Origin of the sequence: Mesorhizobium carmichaelinearum, assembly GCF_900199455.1 — a bacterium.
In the GTDB taxonomy this organism is placed as follows: Bacteria; Pseudomonadota; Alphaproteobacteria; order Rhizobiales; family Rhizobiaceae; genus Mesorhizobium; species Mesorhizobium carmichaelinearum.
This window is the reverse complement of record NZ_FZQR01000044.1, coordinates 1-15291: the sequence shown is the minus strand read 5'-3', so window position 1 is coordinate 15291 and position 15291 is coordinate 1. Positions and strand designations below refer to the sequence as shown.

The 15291-nt window shown below is 61.8% G+C and carries 18 protein-coding genes; 10 read left to right on the top strand and 8 right to left on the bottom strand.

Features of this window, described 5'->3' with window-relative positions:
- The first annotated feature begins 8 nt into the window (after positions 1-8).
- The 7 genes from CKW40_RS38520 to CKW40_RS38490 all read left to right on the top strand — a co-directional run bounded on the left by CKW40_RS38520 (position 9) and on the right by CKW40_RS38490 (position 7039).
- Entirely contained in the window at positions 9-740 is a 732-nt protein-coding gene (locus tag CKW40_RS38520; RefSeq protein WP_095204883.1) for a VirB8 family type IV secretion system protein, read from the top strand.
- Entirely contained in the window at positions 737-1573 is an 837-nt protein-coding gene (virB9, locus tag CKW40_RS38515) for a P-type conjugative transfer protein VirB9 (protein WP_095204882.1), read from the top strand. Before CKW40_RS38520 ends, virB9 begins: the two co-directional genes overlap by 4 nt.
- Before the next feature lie 7 nt (positions 1574-1580).
- Positions 1581-2906, top strand: a complete 1326-nt coding sequence (gene virB10, locus CKW40_RS38510) for a type IV secretion system protein VirB10 (RefSeq protein ID WP_244571467.1) — start codon at positions 1581-1583, stop codon at positions 2904-2906.
- Entirely contained in the window at positions 2872-3918 is a 1047-nt protein-coding gene (gene virB11 / locus CKW40_RS38505) for a P-type DNA transfer ATPase VirB11 (protein WP_095204880.1), read from the top strand. Before virB10 ends, virB11 begins: the two co-directional genes overlap by 35 nt.
- Positions 3896-6223, top strand: coding sequence for a type IV secretory system conjugative DNA transfer family protein (locus CKW40_RS38500; protein WP_095204879.1), 2328 nt, complete (start codon positions 3896-3898; stop codon positions 6221-6223). Before virB11 ends, CKW40_RS38500 begins: the two co-directional genes overlap by 23 nt.
- A 214-nt stretch (positions 6224-6437) precedes the next feature.
- Entirely contained in the window at positions 6438-6761 is a 324-nt protein-coding gene (locus CKW40_RS38495) for a type II toxin-antitoxin system RelE/ParE family toxin (protein WP_095204878.1), read from the top strand.
- A complete protein-coding gene (locus tag CKW40_RS38490; RefSeq protein WP_095204905.1) occupies positions 6758-7039 on the top strand; it encodes a helix-turn-helix domain-containing protein in 282 nt (93 codons plus the stop codon). Before CKW40_RS38495 ends, CKW40_RS38490 begins: the two co-directional genes overlap by 4 nt.
- A gap of 118 nt (positions 7040-7157) precedes the next feature.
- On the opposite strand, the gene CKW40_RS38485 is transcribed toward CKW40_RS38490, so the two are convergent.
- The gene (locus CKW40_RS38485; protein WP_095204877.1) at positions 7158-9428 is read right to left on the bottom strand and encodes a relaxase/mobilization nuclease domain-containing protein; all 2271 of its coding nucleotides are present in this window, start codon (positions 9426-9428) and stop codon (positions 7158-7160) included.
- The gene (locus tag CKW40_RS38480; RefSeq protein WP_244571466.1) at positions 9425-9835 is read right to left on the bottom strand and encodes a hypothetical protein; all 411 of its coding nucleotides are present in this window, start codon (positions 9833-9835) and stop codon (positions 9425-9427) included. Before CKW40_RS38480 ends, CKW40_RS38485 begins: the two co-directional genes overlap by 4 nt.
- A gap of 285 nt (positions 9836-10120) precedes the next feature.
- Here CKW40_RS38480 and CKW40_RS38475 point away from each other — a divergent pair, with 285 nt between their 5' ends.
- The 3 genes from CKW40_RS38475 (at position 10121) to CKW40_RS38465 (ending at position 11679) form a co-directional block, all read left to right on the top strand.
- Positions 10121-10855: a nucleotide-binding protein gene (locus CKW40_RS38475; RefSeq protein WP_244571465.1), complete on the top strand. Its 735-nt coding sequence runs from the start codon at positions 10121-10123 to the stop codon at positions 10853-10855.
- The gene (locus CKW40_RS38470) at positions 10852-11193 is read left to right on the top strand and encodes a hypothetical protein (protein ID WP_095204876.1); all 342 of its coding nucleotides are present in this window, start codon (positions 10852-10854) and stop codon (positions 11191-11193) included. Before CKW40_RS38475 ends, CKW40_RS38470 begins: the two co-directional genes overlap by 4 nt.
- Before the next feature lie 213 nt (positions 11194-11406).
- Positions 11407-11679: a WGR domain-containing protein gene (locus CKW40_RS38465; protein ID WP_095204875.1), complete on the top strand. Its 273-nt coding sequence runs from the start codon at positions 11407-11409 to the stop codon at positions 11677-11679.
- Positions 11680-11688: 9 nt separating this feature from the next.
- Here the strand turns inward: CKW40_RS38465 and CKW40_RS44430 are convergent, their stop codons facing one another.
- From CKW40_RS44430 to CKW40_RS38440, 6 genes are all read right to left on the bottom strand, one after another.
- Positions 11689-11832, bottom strand: a complete 144-nt coding sequence (locus CKW40_RS44430) for a hypothetical protein (RefSeq protein WP_210200205.1) — start codon at positions 11830-11832, stop codon at positions 11689-11691.
- Between the two features lie 155 nt (positions 11833-11987).
- Positions 11988-12278, bottom strand: coding sequence for a hypothetical protein (locus CKW40_RS38460; RefSeq protein WP_095204874.1), 291 nt, complete (start codon positions 12276-12278; stop codon positions 11988-11990).
- A 72-nt stretch (positions 12279-12350) separates the two neighbouring features.
- Complete coding sequence (locus tag CKW40_RS38455; protein WP_006205585.1) at positions 12351-12674, bottom strand: DUF736 domain-containing protein; 324 nt, start codon at positions 12672-12674, stop codon at positions 12351-12353.
- Between the two features lie 719 nt (positions 12675-13393).
- Positions 13394-13927: a hypothetical protein gene (locus tag CKW40_RS38450; RefSeq protein ID WP_095204873.1), complete on the bottom strand. Its 534-nt coding sequence runs from the start codon at positions 13925-13927 to the stop codon at positions 13394-13396.
- 193 nt (positions 13928-14120) lie between these two features.
- On the bottom strand, positions 14121-14627 hold the full coding sequence (locus CKW40_RS38445; RefSeq protein ID WP_095204872.1) for a GNAT family N-acetyltransferase: 507 nt from the start codon (positions 14625-14627) through the stop codon (positions 14121-14123).
- Positions 14628-14912 carry a type II toxin-antitoxin system TacA family antitoxin gene (locus CKW40_RS38440; protein ID WP_095204806.1) on the bottom strand — a complete coding sequence of 95 codons (285 nt, stop codon included), beginning with the start codon at positions 14910-14912 and terminating at the stop codon, positions 14628-14630.
- Positions 14913-15291 lie beyond the last annotated feature (379 nt).

Below are 15291 nucleotides of genomic sequence, written 5' to 3'. Positions count from 1 at the left end.
GGGCACCAATGAGCGATGTGAAGGAAAGCGCTGGGCGACCGGCGAAGGAAACCGAGTCTCCCTTGCCCTACTACGTGGATGCGGCAATCTGGGAAAAAGATATCGCGCGACGCAATCGCTGGTCGCGATCTCTGGCGTGGTGCGTGGCAAGCGTCGCTTCGGTCATTGCCGTTGCAGCCGTGGGCGCGCTGATCCTTGCGCTGCCGCTCAAGACTTATGAGCCCTACATGGTGGTGGTCGACAAATCCACCGGGTTTGTCGAGGTCAAGCGGCCGCTGGCCGACGGTCCTTTGCAGCAGGACGAGTCGATGGGGATGTTCGATATCGTCCGTTATGTGAAGGCTCGCGAGACCTACGATCCGAAGGCGCTGAAGGACAACTTCGATCTCGCGCAATTGCTGAGCGCCGGCGATGCCTCGAGGGAGCTCGTCGAGCTTTTCAGCCCGGCGAACAAAGTGACGAACCCCGTCGTGCTCTACGGACGAAACACCGTCGTGGCTGTGACCGTGAAGTCCGTGACATTTCCCAACCAAAGGACCGCCCTGGTCCGGTTCATGACGGAGGAAAAGAGCCAAGCGAACACCGTGCAGCGGCATTGGGTGTCGTTGATCCGGTTCCGCTACACCGGCGTGCCGGCCAAAAACGAGATCCGCTTTGAAAATCCGCTCGGCTTCCAGGTACTCGAATATCGGCGCGATCAGGAGACGGCGCCGGCACCCACCGCGGAGACACCGCAATGAAGGTCGCCGGCATCCTGATGGCAATCGGGCTCGGCGTTTGCGCGGTTCAGCCGGCCCTTGCCGAACAGACCCCTCGGGCGGGATCTCGTGACAGTCGCATTCGCTTCGTCTGGTATCAGAAGGACGATGTGGTGTCGGTGCCGGCCAGCTATGGCGCCTCGACGATGATCGAATTCGGCGATGACGAGAAAATCGAAACCCTCGGCGCTGGCGACGTCCCGGCCTGGAGCATCGAACCCAACAAGAAGGGCAATGTGCTCTTTGTGAAGCCGATCGAGAAGAATGCGGGCGGGAATCTCAATGTCCTGACGAACAAGCGCAGCTATGTGTTCTTCCTCAACGGCGAGTTTCGGCCGGTTGCACAACAGGTCTATGCGATCAAGTTTCGCTATCCCGAAGAGGCGTCGGACGCGGCGCTGATGGACGAAGCCCGGGCTCGGGCGGCGCAGCCGAACCGGCAGGGTTTCAAGGCCGAAAACGCCAACTCGTCCTATGCCTATAAGGGGTCGTCGGCAAATAAGCCGCTCGTGATCTACGACGACGGCGTGAAGACCTGGTTCCGCTTCGATCCAGCAAGGGAAGTGCCGGCGATCCATGTCGTTGATAGCGAGCGCAATGAGACCCTTGTGAACTATCGCCGCGAGGGCCCGTACATCGTGGTCGACAAGGTCAATTACCAATGGACCCTGCGCAACGGCACCGAAGCAACCTGCGTCTTCAATCTGAGACTGAACAATGTGAACGAACCGACCGGGCTTGAACCTTACGAACCGCAGCGTGTCGGCGGTGGGACTGTTCGGAAAGTGAGGGGACCCGATGCCATCTCCCAATGAGTACAGAATGCTCGCTGAGGAAGGCACGGCGGTCGCCGCGCCAAAATTCGGGGCAAGCGCATTCTTCAAGATCGCGGTTCCGCTGGGTGCGGTGGTCTTCGCCGGCTGGATGATCTATGCGGCGACGCGTGCGCCAGACAAGCCGCTGTTGACAGCGTCGGATGGCGAGGAGTTTCACACCACACAGTTTCCCGCACCGGGGCTCGATACGCCGCGCCCCCAGCTTGATAACGGCACCCTGAAAATCCCGACAGCTCCCGAAGAGCCGCCGGCACAGCCGCCGTCGACCGTCGAGGCTCCGCCTCCCCCTCCACCAGCCTTGCAACCGCCTGCAGCTCCACCACAGGTGCAGGATGATTCCGAGGCCCGTCGTCTGGCTGAGGAAGAGCGGCGCAGGCAAGAAGAGGACGAGCGCCGCAAATGGGAGCGCTTGCGCGCCAAGCAGCTCGTCGTCGATAGCGGCGATGCGCCTGGCAGTGCGTCAGCATTGGGCGGCAATGGTACGGATGCAGCGGCGGCCGGAAACGCAGGCGAGGGCGAGGAGGACCCCAATCGGCGTTTTTTGGCAAGGGCGAGCCAGAGCGGAGCGGATACATCGAAGGCCACGATGAACCCGCGCACGGACGCTCTGGTCGCCCAAGGGACGATGATCAAGGGCGTACTCGAGACCGCGATCCAGAGCGATCTTGCCGGTATGGTTCGGGCCGTCGTGTCGGAGGATGTGTGGTCCTTCGACGGTCGCAGGGTTTTGATCCCCGCTGGCTCCCGCCTTATCGGTGAATATCGCAGTGGCCTCGCAACCGGCCAAACGCGGGTGTTCATAGTGTGGACACGCCTGCTTCGATCGGACGGCATGTCGGTGCAGCTCGGTTCGACGGGCACCGACGAGCTCGGTCGCAGCGGCATGCCGGGCGAGGTCGACAACCATTATTTCGAGCGGTTCGGCTCGGCGATCCTTCTAAGTGTCGTGGGCGGTGCGACGCAATTCATCGCCAACCTTGGCAACGACCAGAATGGGTCGAACACCAACCAGACCTACACGGACCCGCAGACCGGACAGACGGTGACAAACCAGACGCAGCCCAACCAATACCTGCAGAGCGCCCGTCAGATCGGAGCGCAACAGGTCTCGCAAAGCCTCAACCGCATTGCCGAAGAGGCGCTTCGCAATTCGATCAATATCGCGCCCACGATCCATGTCGATCAGGGGTCGCGCATCATGGTGTTCGTCCGCCGGGACCTCGATTTTTCGGAGTTCTATCAGGACCCGGTACGCGAGGCGTTGACGGAGATACGACGTGAGCGGGCAGCAAAGAACCGTCTTTCTAAATAAGGCGCTGGAGCCGGTGCGGCGCTGGCTCGACGACGATCGCGTGGTCGAAATCTGTGCAAACGGGCCTGGACTTGTGTGGGTCGAAATTGTTGGCTCGACACATATGGAGCCCTTCGACGTCCCCGAGCTCGACCGCGCCGCGATCACTTACCTCATGGAACGTATAGCGGCATCATCCTCGCAATCGATCAGCGAGGAAAATCCCTTGCTTTCAGCCGCCCTCCCCGGCGGCGAACGCTTCCAGGGCGTGCTTGCGCCGGCGACGCCGACAGGAGGCGCCTTCGCGATCCGCAAGCAGGTCGTGAAGGATATGCGCCTTGATGATTACCGGAAGCGGGGGGCGTTCGATACGATCTCCGTCCAGGATCCCGGCGAATTGAGCGAGACCGACAGCGCCCTTTGCGAATATCTCGACGCTGGCAAAATCGAGGATTTCCTCCGCCTGGCCGTGCGGGAACGGTATTCGATCTTGCTTTCAGGAGGCACATCGTCGGGCAAAACGACGTTTCTGAACGCGATTTTGCACGAGGTGCCTTCGGATGAGCGGATCCTCACCATTGAGGATACGCGAGAGGTTAAACCACACCAGCCCAACTATCTGCCCCTCGTTGCATCAAAGGGCGACCAGGGCCTGGCGCACGTGACCGTTGAAACGCTGCTGCAAGCCGCCATGCGGTTGCGGCCGGATCGAATCTTCCTGGGCGAGATCCGGGGAGCGGAAGCCTATTCGTTCTTGCGCGCCGTCAACACAGGTCATCCCGGATCGATCACGACGATCCATGCGGACAGCCCGACCGGTGCGTTTGAGCAGCTGGCATTGATGGTCATGCAGGCTGGGCTCGGGCTGAGCAAGGCAGAGATCATCGATTACGTGCGGTCGGTCCTGCCGATTGTGATCCAACAAACGCGCCGGGGCGGCTGGCGTGGAACTTCGGCGATCTGGTTCAACCGCATGACCGAATGGAGAGCCGCCAGAAAGGTTCCCCAGAATGTCTCGCGTATTCGCTTATAGGCTTCTCCTCGGCCTCATCGGCCTCGCCGCCTTCTTTGCCCTTTGGAGCCTAGCCTACGAGCTGGTGGCGACATGGCGGTGGAATCCCGCCCTCCGTTCTGAAGGCGCCTCGCGCTGGGGGCTTCTAAAATACCAGAACGCGCAACGCAGCCTAAGCGGCCTGTTCGTTGCCTGGCAGCATTTCAGCCAGCGCCTGGCCTATCATCCCACGCAGGGCGAGACGATCATCCGGGGCGCGATCGCGGTCGCGGTTGTCGTGGCGATCGGCGTCGGCCTAATCTTTGCAAGCCTGATCAACCGCAAGCCAAAGCACTACGGCGATGCGCGGTTCGGCACGATCATGGACGCCGAAAGGAAAAACCTGCTGGCAAAGCAAGGCTTGATCCTCGGCAAGATGGGTGGGGCGACGATCCGCTCGGACGATCCCGCGCACGTCTTGGTGGTCGGGCCGACCCGATCCGGCAAGGGCGTCAGCTTTGTCATTCCGAACGGTTATATGTGGCGAGGATCCTCGGTGTGGTTCGATCCGAAGCGGGAGAACTTCGAGGCGTTCGGTGCACACCGGCAGGCTCTCGGCGACAAGGTCTTTTTCTTTTCGCCCGGCGAGCAGGATTCGCATCGCTATAATCCGCTGGATTTCATCCGGCGCGATGCGCGCATGCCGACGGACTGCGCGGTGGTCTCCTCCTTCATCATCCCCGAGGCGACAGGAAGTTCCGAGATCTGGGCGCGCGCCGGCCGGCAGCTGCTTTCGGCCATGATCGGCTATGTGCTGACGTCACCACGCTATGAGGGGCAGCGTCATTTGCGCGCCGTCGCGATGCTTCTTTCGACCGGCGTGGATTTTCTCAGGGTGCTGACGAATATCCGCAATGACGAGGAAAAATATCTGCCTTCGTGGGTCGTGCACGGGCTCAACCAGTTCATTGCGCTGGAAAAGGAAACGCGAAACTCGGCCTACTTCAACATGACGGCGGCTCTCAACCCCTGGACCAATGATCTCGTTGCAGCCGCTACGGCGTCGACCGATTTCGATATCTCGAAGTTTCGCAAGGACCCGACGGCTCTCTTCATCGGCTGCTCGGTGGCGCAGCTCGACGTGTTCCGGCCCATCATCAAACTGCTGGTTCAGCAAATCCATGATGTGCTGATGGCTTCCTCGCCAGGCCCGGACGAGCCCTATCAGGTCCTGGTGATGATCGACGAGTTTCGCCAGCTCGGCAAAATGGAGTCTATCGTTTCCAAGCTGGCGATCAACGCGGGCTATGGCTTTCGCATGGTCCTGATCCTGCAGGATCTTGCCCAGCTTGACGAAGTCTATGGAAAAGCGACGCGGCAGACCACGGTGTCCGCGTGTCAGGTGAAGCTTTTCATCCGCATGAACGACGTGGAGACCTCGGAACATGTCTCTGTAATGCTGGGACCGACCACAATCGAGGTGGCCACACCGATCATCAGGGCTGGTCAAGGTATATTTGGGGGCCGAGACAAGAGTTTAAGTTATCAGGAAAGGCCATTCCGGACGGCGGCGGAGCTTCGGCAAATGCCGGCGAATCAGGCCGTGGTTCTGGTCTCAAGCCCCCCTGGTTTCATGGTGCGCAAGATCACCTATTATAAGGACGCTCCCTATAAGGCGACCTACCAGCAGTTTCGGCACCGGCGCTTGAAGGTTCCGCCTCTCTCACGATGGCAGGATGTTCCGCTGCACTCCATGGCGGACGTCGAAGCGGCGGCTAACACCGCGCCAGCGGCACCTTTCGAGTTGGGGGAACCCGATACCGTCGAAGCGCCGGTTTCAGGCCATACAGCCCATGCCGATGCGGTGCCGCCTGCGACTGGTGCGGCGGCTGAAAGGGTTGATCCCGTCGCGTTAAAGCCGAAAGTAAAGAGCGACAGCGCGGACGCACCACAGGTGCTGCCAAGCTCAGGCCTTGCAACGGGCGGTGAGGCTGAAGCAAAGAGCGAGGTCGCCGCTGAAGTTCCGGAGTTGAAGCCGAAGCGGACCGATCAGACGGCCGATGATGCGCCGCGGCCGCTTCCCACCCTTGGCCAGCGATCGGCGCCGGCAGCATCAAAGACGTCCGACCCGAGTGCGTCTGAAGGCAAGGCGAGTGTCTTGCAATTCCAAGTCCGGCCGGGAAACAAGTCCACGTCGATCGCCGCGCTGCTCGCATCGCTCGATCAGGAAGTGGAGGCCGGCGCTCGTTCCCTGTCACCGTCAGTGGATAGCGAAGCTGTCGAAGGGGCACCGTCAGCCGCTGTTGAGGCGCTGCAGGATCAAATTAGACGGCACGGCGATCGCTAGGACGTGAAATTCGGTTGAATACAAATGAGCGATTTGTGCCTTCGGTGCCTATGTCGAGTGTGAGACGAAGCGCCCCTAATCCGATGGCGGGCGCATCGAACCGTTTCGTTGCGCCTCCCGGTTCTTGGTGGGACGTGAGCTGATTGCTGGTCCGTAAAATGCGATTGACTTTCACTCTAGCCAACCTGTATCAAAACCGATACAGTGCACCTCGATGAAGGTGATTGAATGGCTTGGAAGCAGTAGGGCGGATGTTCGAGCGTTTCCTGACGATGCGCGGATAGAGGCCGGCTGGCAGCTCGAACTTGTCCAGCGCGGCGACGATCCCGACGACTGGAAGCCTTTGCAGATCGTGGGGGCCGGCGTCAGGGAAATCAGAGTCCGAGAGGCATCGGGAGCGTTCCGCGTCATCTATCTGGCAACCCTGGAGGACCGCGTTTTGGTGCTTCATGCGTTCCAGAAGAAGACACAGGCCACGTCCAAGAAAGACCTCGATCTGGCGGCTCAACGGCTAAAACGATGGAAGGCAGAACGATGAACGTAGAAATCTATGAGAACGTCTGGGACGCCCTGGCGGACACCGAACAAGAGGCAGCAAACCTCAAGGCGCGCTCGGCGCTGCTCTACGAAATCCGTAAGGCAGTCCAGCGTTGGGATATTCCTCAGGAGGAAGCCGCCAAGCGGCTCGGTCTGACGCGCCCTCGCACCAATGATCTGCTGCGCGGTAAGCTCGCCAAATTCTCGCTTGACGCACTGGTCAACATCGCCGCCTCCGCACACCTGGAAATAGAAATCCGGGTAAAAGCGGCTGCATAATCACGAAGTGTCAAATGAGCACATTTTGCGTTTTGGCGCGAGCGAGTGCCGAACGGAGCCCCAGCCAGAGCCCGGCTTAGGGAACAACGAGCTCACTCAGTGCTGCATGGCGAGGCAACTACTGCTTTTGCGGCTTCTGTGAATCCGGCTCTTCGCCTTCGACCGGAGCGGTGTTGATGCTCCTCGACTGCAGGCGCTGCAGTTCTTCGAGCCGTTCGCCTTTGACGATCTCGGGATCAAGCCGCTCGTTAGGATTCTGCGCCAATGAACGCGCGGCTTCGCTTGCGGCTTGTGCCTCGCGGGCCTCCTTCGCAGCGATGCTTTCGGCATTGCGCACCATTTCGCGGTCTTGCGCAACCTGCTCAAGCGAGGTCGGATCAGCCGACCCGGCTCGTTCGTCACGAATCTCCTGCTCGATGGCGCGATTACGGGTCTTGCGAGCGCGATCGGCCTCAAGCCGCTCAGCGGCCTCGATCTCCTGGGCGCGATGGATCAAAGCTTCGGCGCGCGTGCCGGCAATCCGATGGGCCTGGTCTTCACTGACATGCGTGACGCCACCTTCCTGCAGGGATTTGAGATCCGTCCGGATCGCAAGCAGCTCCATGGTGGGCGCTGCGCGCCGTAAGAACTCCGCTTTCGTCTGGCCGTTCATCATGGCCGCTGTCTTATTAACGGTCTCGTTGATCTGTTTTAGGTTTTCCCGCATCAGGTCCGCGGTGGCATCTGAACTCATTTGAACACCCTTTCCATCTCGAATAGCGACGACAACAGTACCGGATCGGAAAGCTTGCGTCATCCGATCAATGAATTGACTCGCTATCGCGTTGTCCGGCTGAGAAGCAGCAACCGAGTGCCAGTCCCGAAGGCTTGCCTGGGTGGCCTGCAGCTGGCGCGTCGAAATCGGAATCTTTACCGGGTTGGCCTTTGCGTGATTGATCCGCTGGCGGGCTTTCTCGATGACGTGCGGGTTTGCACGGGCATAGGCGCGGTCCCGCGCCTCCCTGCCCGGCCGCGGCTTTTCGGCCGTGGCCACAATCGCCTTGTCGCGCGGACCATAGCTTTGTGATGACGCTCGATAGGCCGCGGAAGTCGCGACGATTTTCATGCCCTGCGCTTGTGCGTGCTGGGCATAGAGCGCGCGCCATTCGCGAAGCTGGGCCGGACCTGGTCGCAATCGCTCACCGTCCTCACCTTTCACGGCGACGATGGCATGGACATGAATATGGCCGCCCTCCTCCGCCATATCGGCATGCATGCCGAAGGCGAATTTGTGATTGGGGAACTGCTCATGCAGGAACCCACGTGCGGCCCTCACCAGAGCTTGCCTGTCCTCGCCCGCCTTGGCCGACAGGATCATGTGCATGGTGTCGCGAGGCTTGTAGGAATTCAGGGTCTTGTCCCAGGACTGCGCGGTCTGCCGAACCGCCTCCTCAGACGCGATCGCGGCGCCGTCGGCGCCGATCGCCGCTCCGTCATGGGTAAGGCGCGCGAGCTGGAACACGACACCGGCTTTGCCGTGGCTGGGCTCCCCAATTGGCTTCACCGAAACGGTATCCTCCTTGACCCCAAGCGCATCGGAGATCCGCGAGGCGATCATGGCCCGGGTTGGTGCCGAGAACTGGCGATCCTGCTGGCGTCGATCGGAAAAGTGAAACCGATGCTTCACCTTGTCGTCCCCGTTCTCACCCCGCACGACGCTGTGTCCGGCCATGGTCGCGACGACGCGCGCGACGCTCGATCCGTCCTGCAGTGTGTCGATACGATAGGCGAAACCGTGGCCGGCGAAACCTGCCTGAACTGCCTGTGAAAGGCGCTCGGCATTCTCCTGCCCTGCCAGCGAAAGCCTAAACGTCGCCACATCCTCGCTCTCCCGCCGCTTGTCGAAACCCTCGCCCCACTGTTTCATTTCCTCGGCGACGGCTTCCCGCGTTGCCAGGATGCGCGCGTCATACGTCTCGAGCGCGACGCCCTCCTTCTGGATATATTGACCGATGGCGGCTGCCCTTGTGACGCCATGCCCGTAGGAAATCACCTTCAGAACGGCCGGCTGATACCCGGCCGCCAGCCTGTCGGCAGCGGCCCTCGGCCGAGGTCCGCCGGCGAGCTTCCGCCGCTTGGTTGGCAGGGCGAGGTTTAGTCGCCCGGCTTTACCGCGCGGCGGCTCCAGCTCCCGCGCAGACGCGCGCGGCAAGGCCGGTTCCGTTGTCTGGCTTCCCCCGAGACCGCCCTCCCCTGTCCAGCCGCGAACCGTCTTGAACAACCAATCATCGTTATTTCCAGCAAAGGACAACATGGCCCGATGCCGGCGCTTGCGGTTCTCTTCTTCAAAAGCCGCGCTCGCGCGAATCCGATCGGCTATGGCCTGTATGGACGACTGATCGAGGTTCACGCGCCCTCACCATCCTGCAGATGCGCCGCCTTCCGAAGTCTCAGGCCATGCGCGATCGTCATCGCCGTCAATTCGGCGTCGACAGCTTTCACCCTCACATCCAGCGCTTCCCATATCGGCAACGCCGCCTCCATGGGGGCAGCGTGGCCGGAATGAATGGCATGGAGAAGCTGGCTGAGGTTTCGGCCGACCATCCGGACTTGCGAGGCCAACGCCGCGACAGTGCGTGAATTCTCAGCTGACAGAGCGGGACCGACATCCAGGCTGGCCCGGATAATGCGCCGCAACGTCTCCGCTCGGTCAAGCTGGAACACCTTGCAGGCCTCATCCAGGAGCGCGCCCGCGTCCGGCCCAATATCGATCCGGGAGCGCTTTCGGGTGTCCTTGTGGGCGGCGCTGGTGTGCAAAATTCCCTCGCTATGGCGGATGGGCCTCACGTCGAAGACGGTCCAGGTCGAAGCGAAGCGACGACCTGCTCAGCCAATTTGGACCCAAATTGCGTATCTTGTCAATTCACTATGCGACATTATACTGACGCGATGTTTTGCTAGTTCAGAACCAATTATGCATCCCGGAACATTTCACAAAATGCGCAAATTCGTGTTATTACCTAGGCACTTATGTACCTTCGCACTTTGTAGCATCGGCGCATGGGCATAATGCAAGAAAGGCACTTTGGCGCCAAATCGCCTATGCGCATTGACGCCAAGGTGACGCAACATTGGGAAAAAACAATGCCGGAACAACGCGCGGTGCAAATCACAGTGGCCTCTCCCAAAGGCGGGGTCGGCAAGACCATGACCACCATCCTGCTCGCTGGCGAGTTCGCCGCCGCCGGTCATCGGGTGACGGTGCTCGACACCGATCCGCAACTGTCGGCGCTGGAGTGGAGCAAAAACAGTCGCCGCGCCGGGTACGCTCTTTCAAACATCGACGTCATCCCCATCAACTCGACCGACGAACTGATCGATCGCCTGGCGCAATCCGACGCCGAGGACCTGCTGCTGGTCGACGTGCAGGGCACGGCCGTGGCCGCCCTCGGACCGGCCGTCGCCAACGCCGACTTCGTGCTGATCCCGACGAAAGCGCACGTCTTCGATGTCAAGCAATGCCTCGGTCTGATCCGGCACATCCGCTCGCTTGGCGGACGCCATCGCGAAATTCCCTACGCGGTGATGCTCAACATGGTTTCGGGGATCGAGCACAACACGATGGCCTTTCGCACGGCGATCCAGCTGCTGCGGCAGGCCGATGCCAGCGTGCTTGAGACGTTTTTGTCGCAACGGCCGACCTTCGCCTCAATCGCAACCGCCGGGACGCTTTACGAAGTCCAGCCCGTGAACAAGGCCGTGCAGGACGCTCGCGACCAGACGAATGCCCTGACCGCCGAGATCATCCGCAAACTGAACGGAGCCACCCCGCAATGAACGAGAAAAGCGATCGGACCGCAAACCAATTGCCGCTGCCTGCCTTGAAACCGCGTGCCCGTTCGGATGATCCGTTCTCGCGCAACATGGCTGCCATTGTGGAATCCAGCATCAGCGAAACGGACAACCTGGAGCAGCAGACGAGAACCCAGTCTGCCAGAAAGGCGAAGGCGGAGCTCGAAAGGCCAAAGGCAGACGGCGGGACAGCCCGGCTGCACACACGCATTCCGGTCTCGCAGATGATCGAGCTGCAGGTCCATTGCGCGCGCAATAGAACAACCATGCAGGAGGTGGTGCAGGGCCTGATAACGGAATTCCTTGCTCGGCAGCCAAAGTAGCCAGATGCGCCAATCGCGTCGATTTTCGTTATGACCGACCGCCCATGACTCCGGCCCAACGAGGATTGGCTACATCTCTTCGGGGAAGGCCATCAAAGACGCTGCTGAACGACTGACGTTCGGTTCCATCCATCACGAGAGTGAATCGATCCGCGTCCGCTGATTCAAACCATTCATTGGACGCGCGCGTCCGGCTGCGCGATTCTGTCCGCAATGATCGCGCAGCTCTATCGCCTCTGTATCGAACGCCGCGACGCGGATCGGAACATGGCGCGCTTCTATGCGCTGTCGATCGAGGAGACCCTGTTCGGCCAGACCTGCCTGGTCCGCCGTTGGGGTCGGATCGGAACCACCGGCCGCACGGTACAGCACTCTTTCGATACCGAGGGCGAAGCTGTCGAGCTTTTCCTCCAGTTGCTGCGCGCCAAGCGGATGCGCGGCTATCAGCCGCGATCCACCTACCCGCTGTCAATCGGCCCACAATAGGGGTCTGACTCACATTTGATGATTTTGCATGACGACGTGGTGCTGTTTTCTGAGGGGAATCAGCACCATGGTCAGAAATTTGCGTTTGTCGTCCTTGATCCCGGCGGGATTGGTCGTCCAGGCCATCGCTGATAACGAAGGAGTGATCGTCATTACCGCGCGGTCAGGGTGATGAGGGACTGTTGCGGCTCACTACGACGCGCGCAAAAAAAGGGCCTGCGACGGAGCATCCGTCGCAGGCCCTTTTTTTGCGCGTTCGCCTAATCAGGCTGATGGAGGCGTTTCAGCAATTCCCCGAAGATTCCACGCTACGGACGATCACCGGTAGCAGCCTTGTCATCCGCCAGCTTTGTGGCGACATCGGACGGCAGCGGCATGAAATCATAGCCGTGCGCCATGGCGGCGTGGTTAAGGTCGTCAAGCATCTCAAACGCCTGATCGTGAGTGCCAAGCCACAGCGCCGGTTCGTCGGTCTCTTCGTGGGGAAATGCCTGCAGGAAGTAGGTTCGCAGCGGCGGGTCGTAGCCGATGATGGCCTCGCGGTCGGAGCGGCCGTGTTCGGTGACGGTGCCAGTGACTGTGATCGTATAGCGGCTCATCGTAGCCTCCTTGTTCCGGGAAGGTGAGGTGAAGGGGCCGGCCCCTTTTCGAAGCCGGCCCGTTCGTGGCTGTCACTGGGGATTGTTCCAGAGGATGACCTTCTTGTTCTCCTCGCCACCCGGGGCGGGGGCGAGATTGCCGAAGATCACGCCGATCTCGGGGGCTTCCAGCTTGACCGAGAGGTACTCCTCGCCCGAACGCTGGGAGATGCGGTGCCAGCCGGCTCCGATCTCGAAGCCCGTGCGCTTGTTGACGATCCGGTAGTCGGGCGCGTCCTCGCGCGACTTGTTGGTGTTCGGGATAAGGGTGATCGGGGCGTTGACCCGGAGCGTGGCGAAGACGCCTTCCATCGAGCCGTCGGCCTTGGTGGTGAGGTTTGCGATCGTGGTGGCCATGGTAGTTCTCCTTCGGTTGCATCGGGACCATTCCCGATGGCGCCAAAGGAGAGGGCCGTCCTGCTGCGGTCATCTCGGCGAAAATTCTGGAAAATTCTATTTGCCAAAAAATAGCGGGCAGGCCCTTCGCCTGTCCGCAGACAAAAAACCGAAATCGAATTTTCCTGAATATTCGCCGAGTGTACCCCCAACGGGGGTTGACCGCACAAAGCAGGCGGTCGTCTACAAAGGCGCCATGAAACGGGAATGGCCCCGGATGCGGCAGATGGACAAGAACCCAGGCCGCCATCGCTTGACCGCCGACACAACGCTGCCGGATCGTCGGGATGCTTGCCGCGCACCTCCCGGGTCATTGCCCGTGCCTCGCCGATACCGCGAACAGCAACACGGCGCGTGAACCGCCTTGCGTCTTCGGTATGGCGGCAGAGCGGTTTCGAGATTGAAGCCGGCAGGCAACGAATTTCACGCCATCGACAGGCGGTGCCTCGCAGCCAGGTTGGATGACCGTCCAAGACAGCACGTTCGGCACGCTTCCCCCCGCTTTCAGATGCGAGATGGGTCAAGATGATCATCCTCGACAGACGCCCCGCCGTGCGCGTGTGGGCCGGCTTCGAATTGGGGCCGGCTCCGGCCGTTCAAACAGCGAAGTTGGGGGGCGCAGGGGCCGGGTCAAGCATATCGGATCGAGCCTGCCGGACAGCAGGTGGACCGCGCGTACATCATCCTGGCAACGCCAGACGCTCCTCCGGCGTCATGCGGGCCTCCACCTGCCGGCGAATGTCGGGACCGGCATGGCGGAGCATGGCGCACCAGTCTTGCACATTGTACGCGATCGCCAGGCTGCCCCTGGCCAGATCGTAAATGACGCACGGCTTGTTTGCCATGGCGAGCCGAAGAACGTTGACGATCGTGCCGGGCGATGCGCCGTCCCAGACCATCATCCCAAAGTCGGCGCGCCGCGCCATCTCCCGGTCTTTGGCTGCGTGGGCCCAGTATCCTCGAGCGCCGTCAGGAGACGGGACATGGTAGGCCGCCCAGTCGCCAAGATTGTTGCGGGGTTCCTTGCCGGCATGGAAGACGCCGACATGGTCGTAGCCGTAGCCCGCGAGGAGGCCCTGCGCCTCGGCATCGGCTCCGGGCGCGTCGCCGACCAGCACGCCGTGCTCGGCAGCGACGATCGCGCCGATGCGCGCGACGGCAGGTTCGGGCAGTTCGAGTATCTCGCGTGAACCCCCTATGAATATCATCGACATGGTGACTTTCCTTTCTCTCCAGCGGCCCCCGCCCCACTGTGGCCGCCCTCTCCCTCTGGCCCTGCGCGAGGGATCGTCACCGAAGGCCGAGACGGCGAAGCCGGCTCGGGGAGGGGCGGACGCCGCGAAGCCCGGCCGGCCGCAGGCCGGCGCGCCCGGACCCTGCCGCTGCCGGAGGCGCTACGCGCGTGGACTAGCGGCCTTCAGCCAGCCAGAGACTCACGTCCTGGATCGAGCGCATCAGGATAGACGGGTTGTCTCGCGACGGGACAAAACCCCAGCTCTGCCAGTAGCCCTCGGCCTCGGCGTCGATCGCCCGCACCACCACCGCGCGGCCGGCGACGATTTCGGCGCCGGCGACGCAGCGACGAAGCGCGTCCTTGACCAGGCCGCTGCCGATGCCTTGTCCGGCATAGCGATGATCGACGGCGAGTTGGCCAATTAGCAGGCAGGGGATCGGATCGGGCGGGCGTCCGGTGCGGATGGCGCGCGGTGCGCTGTTTGGCTGGATCACGCCCGGCGCAAGGCCGTAATAGCCGACGACTGTTCCCTCGTCGTGAACGATCAGAACGCGGGTAAACCCGCGGGCCTGGTTCGTTCGCGCGAAGCCGGCCAGCCAAGCGTTAAGCGCCAGCTTGCCGCAATCGAAGCTTTCGAGGCGGTACGCGTCGTCGAGGAGTTCGATGCCTGAAAGCGCCACCTAGCGATCCCAGGGCGGGGACCGACGCAGCCGCTCCGCCGCCTTCGGCGGGGGGGCGGCGGCAGGGGCTGAGATCGCCTGCATGAAAGCGTCATAGGCTTCCGGGGACACGCGGATGACGGTTTCGTTGAGGATGGCCGCTTGCGCCTCGTGGAGTGCTGCGCGCCGCACGAACTCAGTGCGCGACAGGCCGAGCAGCTCCGCGCCGCGGTCGATGATGGTGAGATCATCGTCGCGAAACCGCATCGAGACGGGTGTTTCCTTCCTCGTGGCCGTAGTGGCCATGGCGCGCTCCTGTGCTGCGGACGTATTACGTCAGCGTAACGCGGACTGCAATACCACGTTGCGTGGCTGCACGCTCCATCGCGTCGATACGATCCGTGGAGGCGCAGCGTGCCGTGCTTCGCGCGCGGGCTTCGGTGCGCTTCGCGCGGGCCGAACCCGACCGCGCGCGTCGGGTTCGATGGTGCGGATGCGAGGAAACCGGCGCTTCACGCGCCGCCCTCCGCGAACCGCCAGACGGGGATGCCAAGCCGACGGGCCTTGTCGGCGAGGTTCTGTGTGATGCCGGATCCGGGGAAGACGATCATGCCGTAGGGCATCACCGAGAGCAGCTGGTCGTTGCGGCGGAACGGAGCGGCCTTGGCGTGACGGTTCCAGTCCG

Bases quoted from the DNA above. Each gene is read 5' to 3' on its own strand.
- CKW40_RS38520 (WP_095204883.1), top strand. From the start codon at position 9: ATGAGCGATGTGAAGGAAAGCGCTGGGCGACCGGCGAAGGAAACCGAG.
- virB9 (WP_095204882.1), top strand. From the start codon at position 737: ATGAAGGTCGCCGGCATCCTGATGGCAATCGGGCTCGGCGTTTGCGCG.
- virB10 (WP_244571467.1), top strand. From the start codon at position 1,581: ATGCTCGCTGAGGAAGGCACGGCGGTCGCCGCGCCAAAATTCGGGGCA.
- CKW40_RS38500 (WP_095204879.1), top strand. From the start codon at position 3,896: ATGTCTCGCGTATTCGCTTATAGGCTTCTCCTCGGCCTCATCGGCCTC.
- CKW40_RS38495 (WP_095204878.1), top strand. From the start codon at position 6,438: ATGAAGGTGATTGAATGGCTTGGAAGCAGTAGGGCGGATGTTCGAGCG.
- CKW40_RS38490 (WP_095204905.1), top strand. From the start codon at position 6,758: ATGAACGTAGAAATCTATGAGAACGTCTGGGACGCCCTGGCGGACACC.
- CKW40_RS38475 (WP_244571465.1), top strand. From the start codon at position 10,121: ATGCGCATTGACGCCAAGGTGACGCAACATTGGGAAAAAACAATGCCG.
- CKW40_RS38470 (WP_095204876.1), top strand. From the start codon at position 10,852: ATGAACGAGAAAAGCGATCGGACCGCAAACCAATTGCCGCTGCCTGCC.
- CKW40_RS38465 (WP_095204875.1), top strand. From the start codon at position 11,407: ATGATCGCGCAGCTCTATCGCCTCTGTATCGAACGCCGCGACGCGGAT.
- CKW40_RS44430 (WP_210200205.1), bottom strand. From the start codon at position 11,832: ATGACGATCACTCCTTCGTTATCAGCGATGGCCTGGACGACCAATCCC.
- CKW40_RS38460 (WP_095204874.1), bottom strand. From the start codon at position 12,278: ATGAGCCGCTATACGATCACAGTCACTGGCACCGTCACCGAACACGGC.
- CKW40_RS38455 (WP_006205585.1), bottom strand. From the start codon at position 12,674: ATGGCCACCACGATCGCAAACCTCACCACCAAGGCCGACGGCTCGATG.
- CKW40_RS38450 (WP_095204873.1), bottom strand. From the start codon at position 13,927: ATGTCGATGATATTCATAGGGGGTTCACGCGAGATACTCGAACTGCCC.
- CKW40_RS38440 (WP_095204806.1), bottom strand. From the start codon at position 14,912: ATGGCCACTACGGCCACGAGGAAGGAAACACCCGTCTCGATGCGGTTT.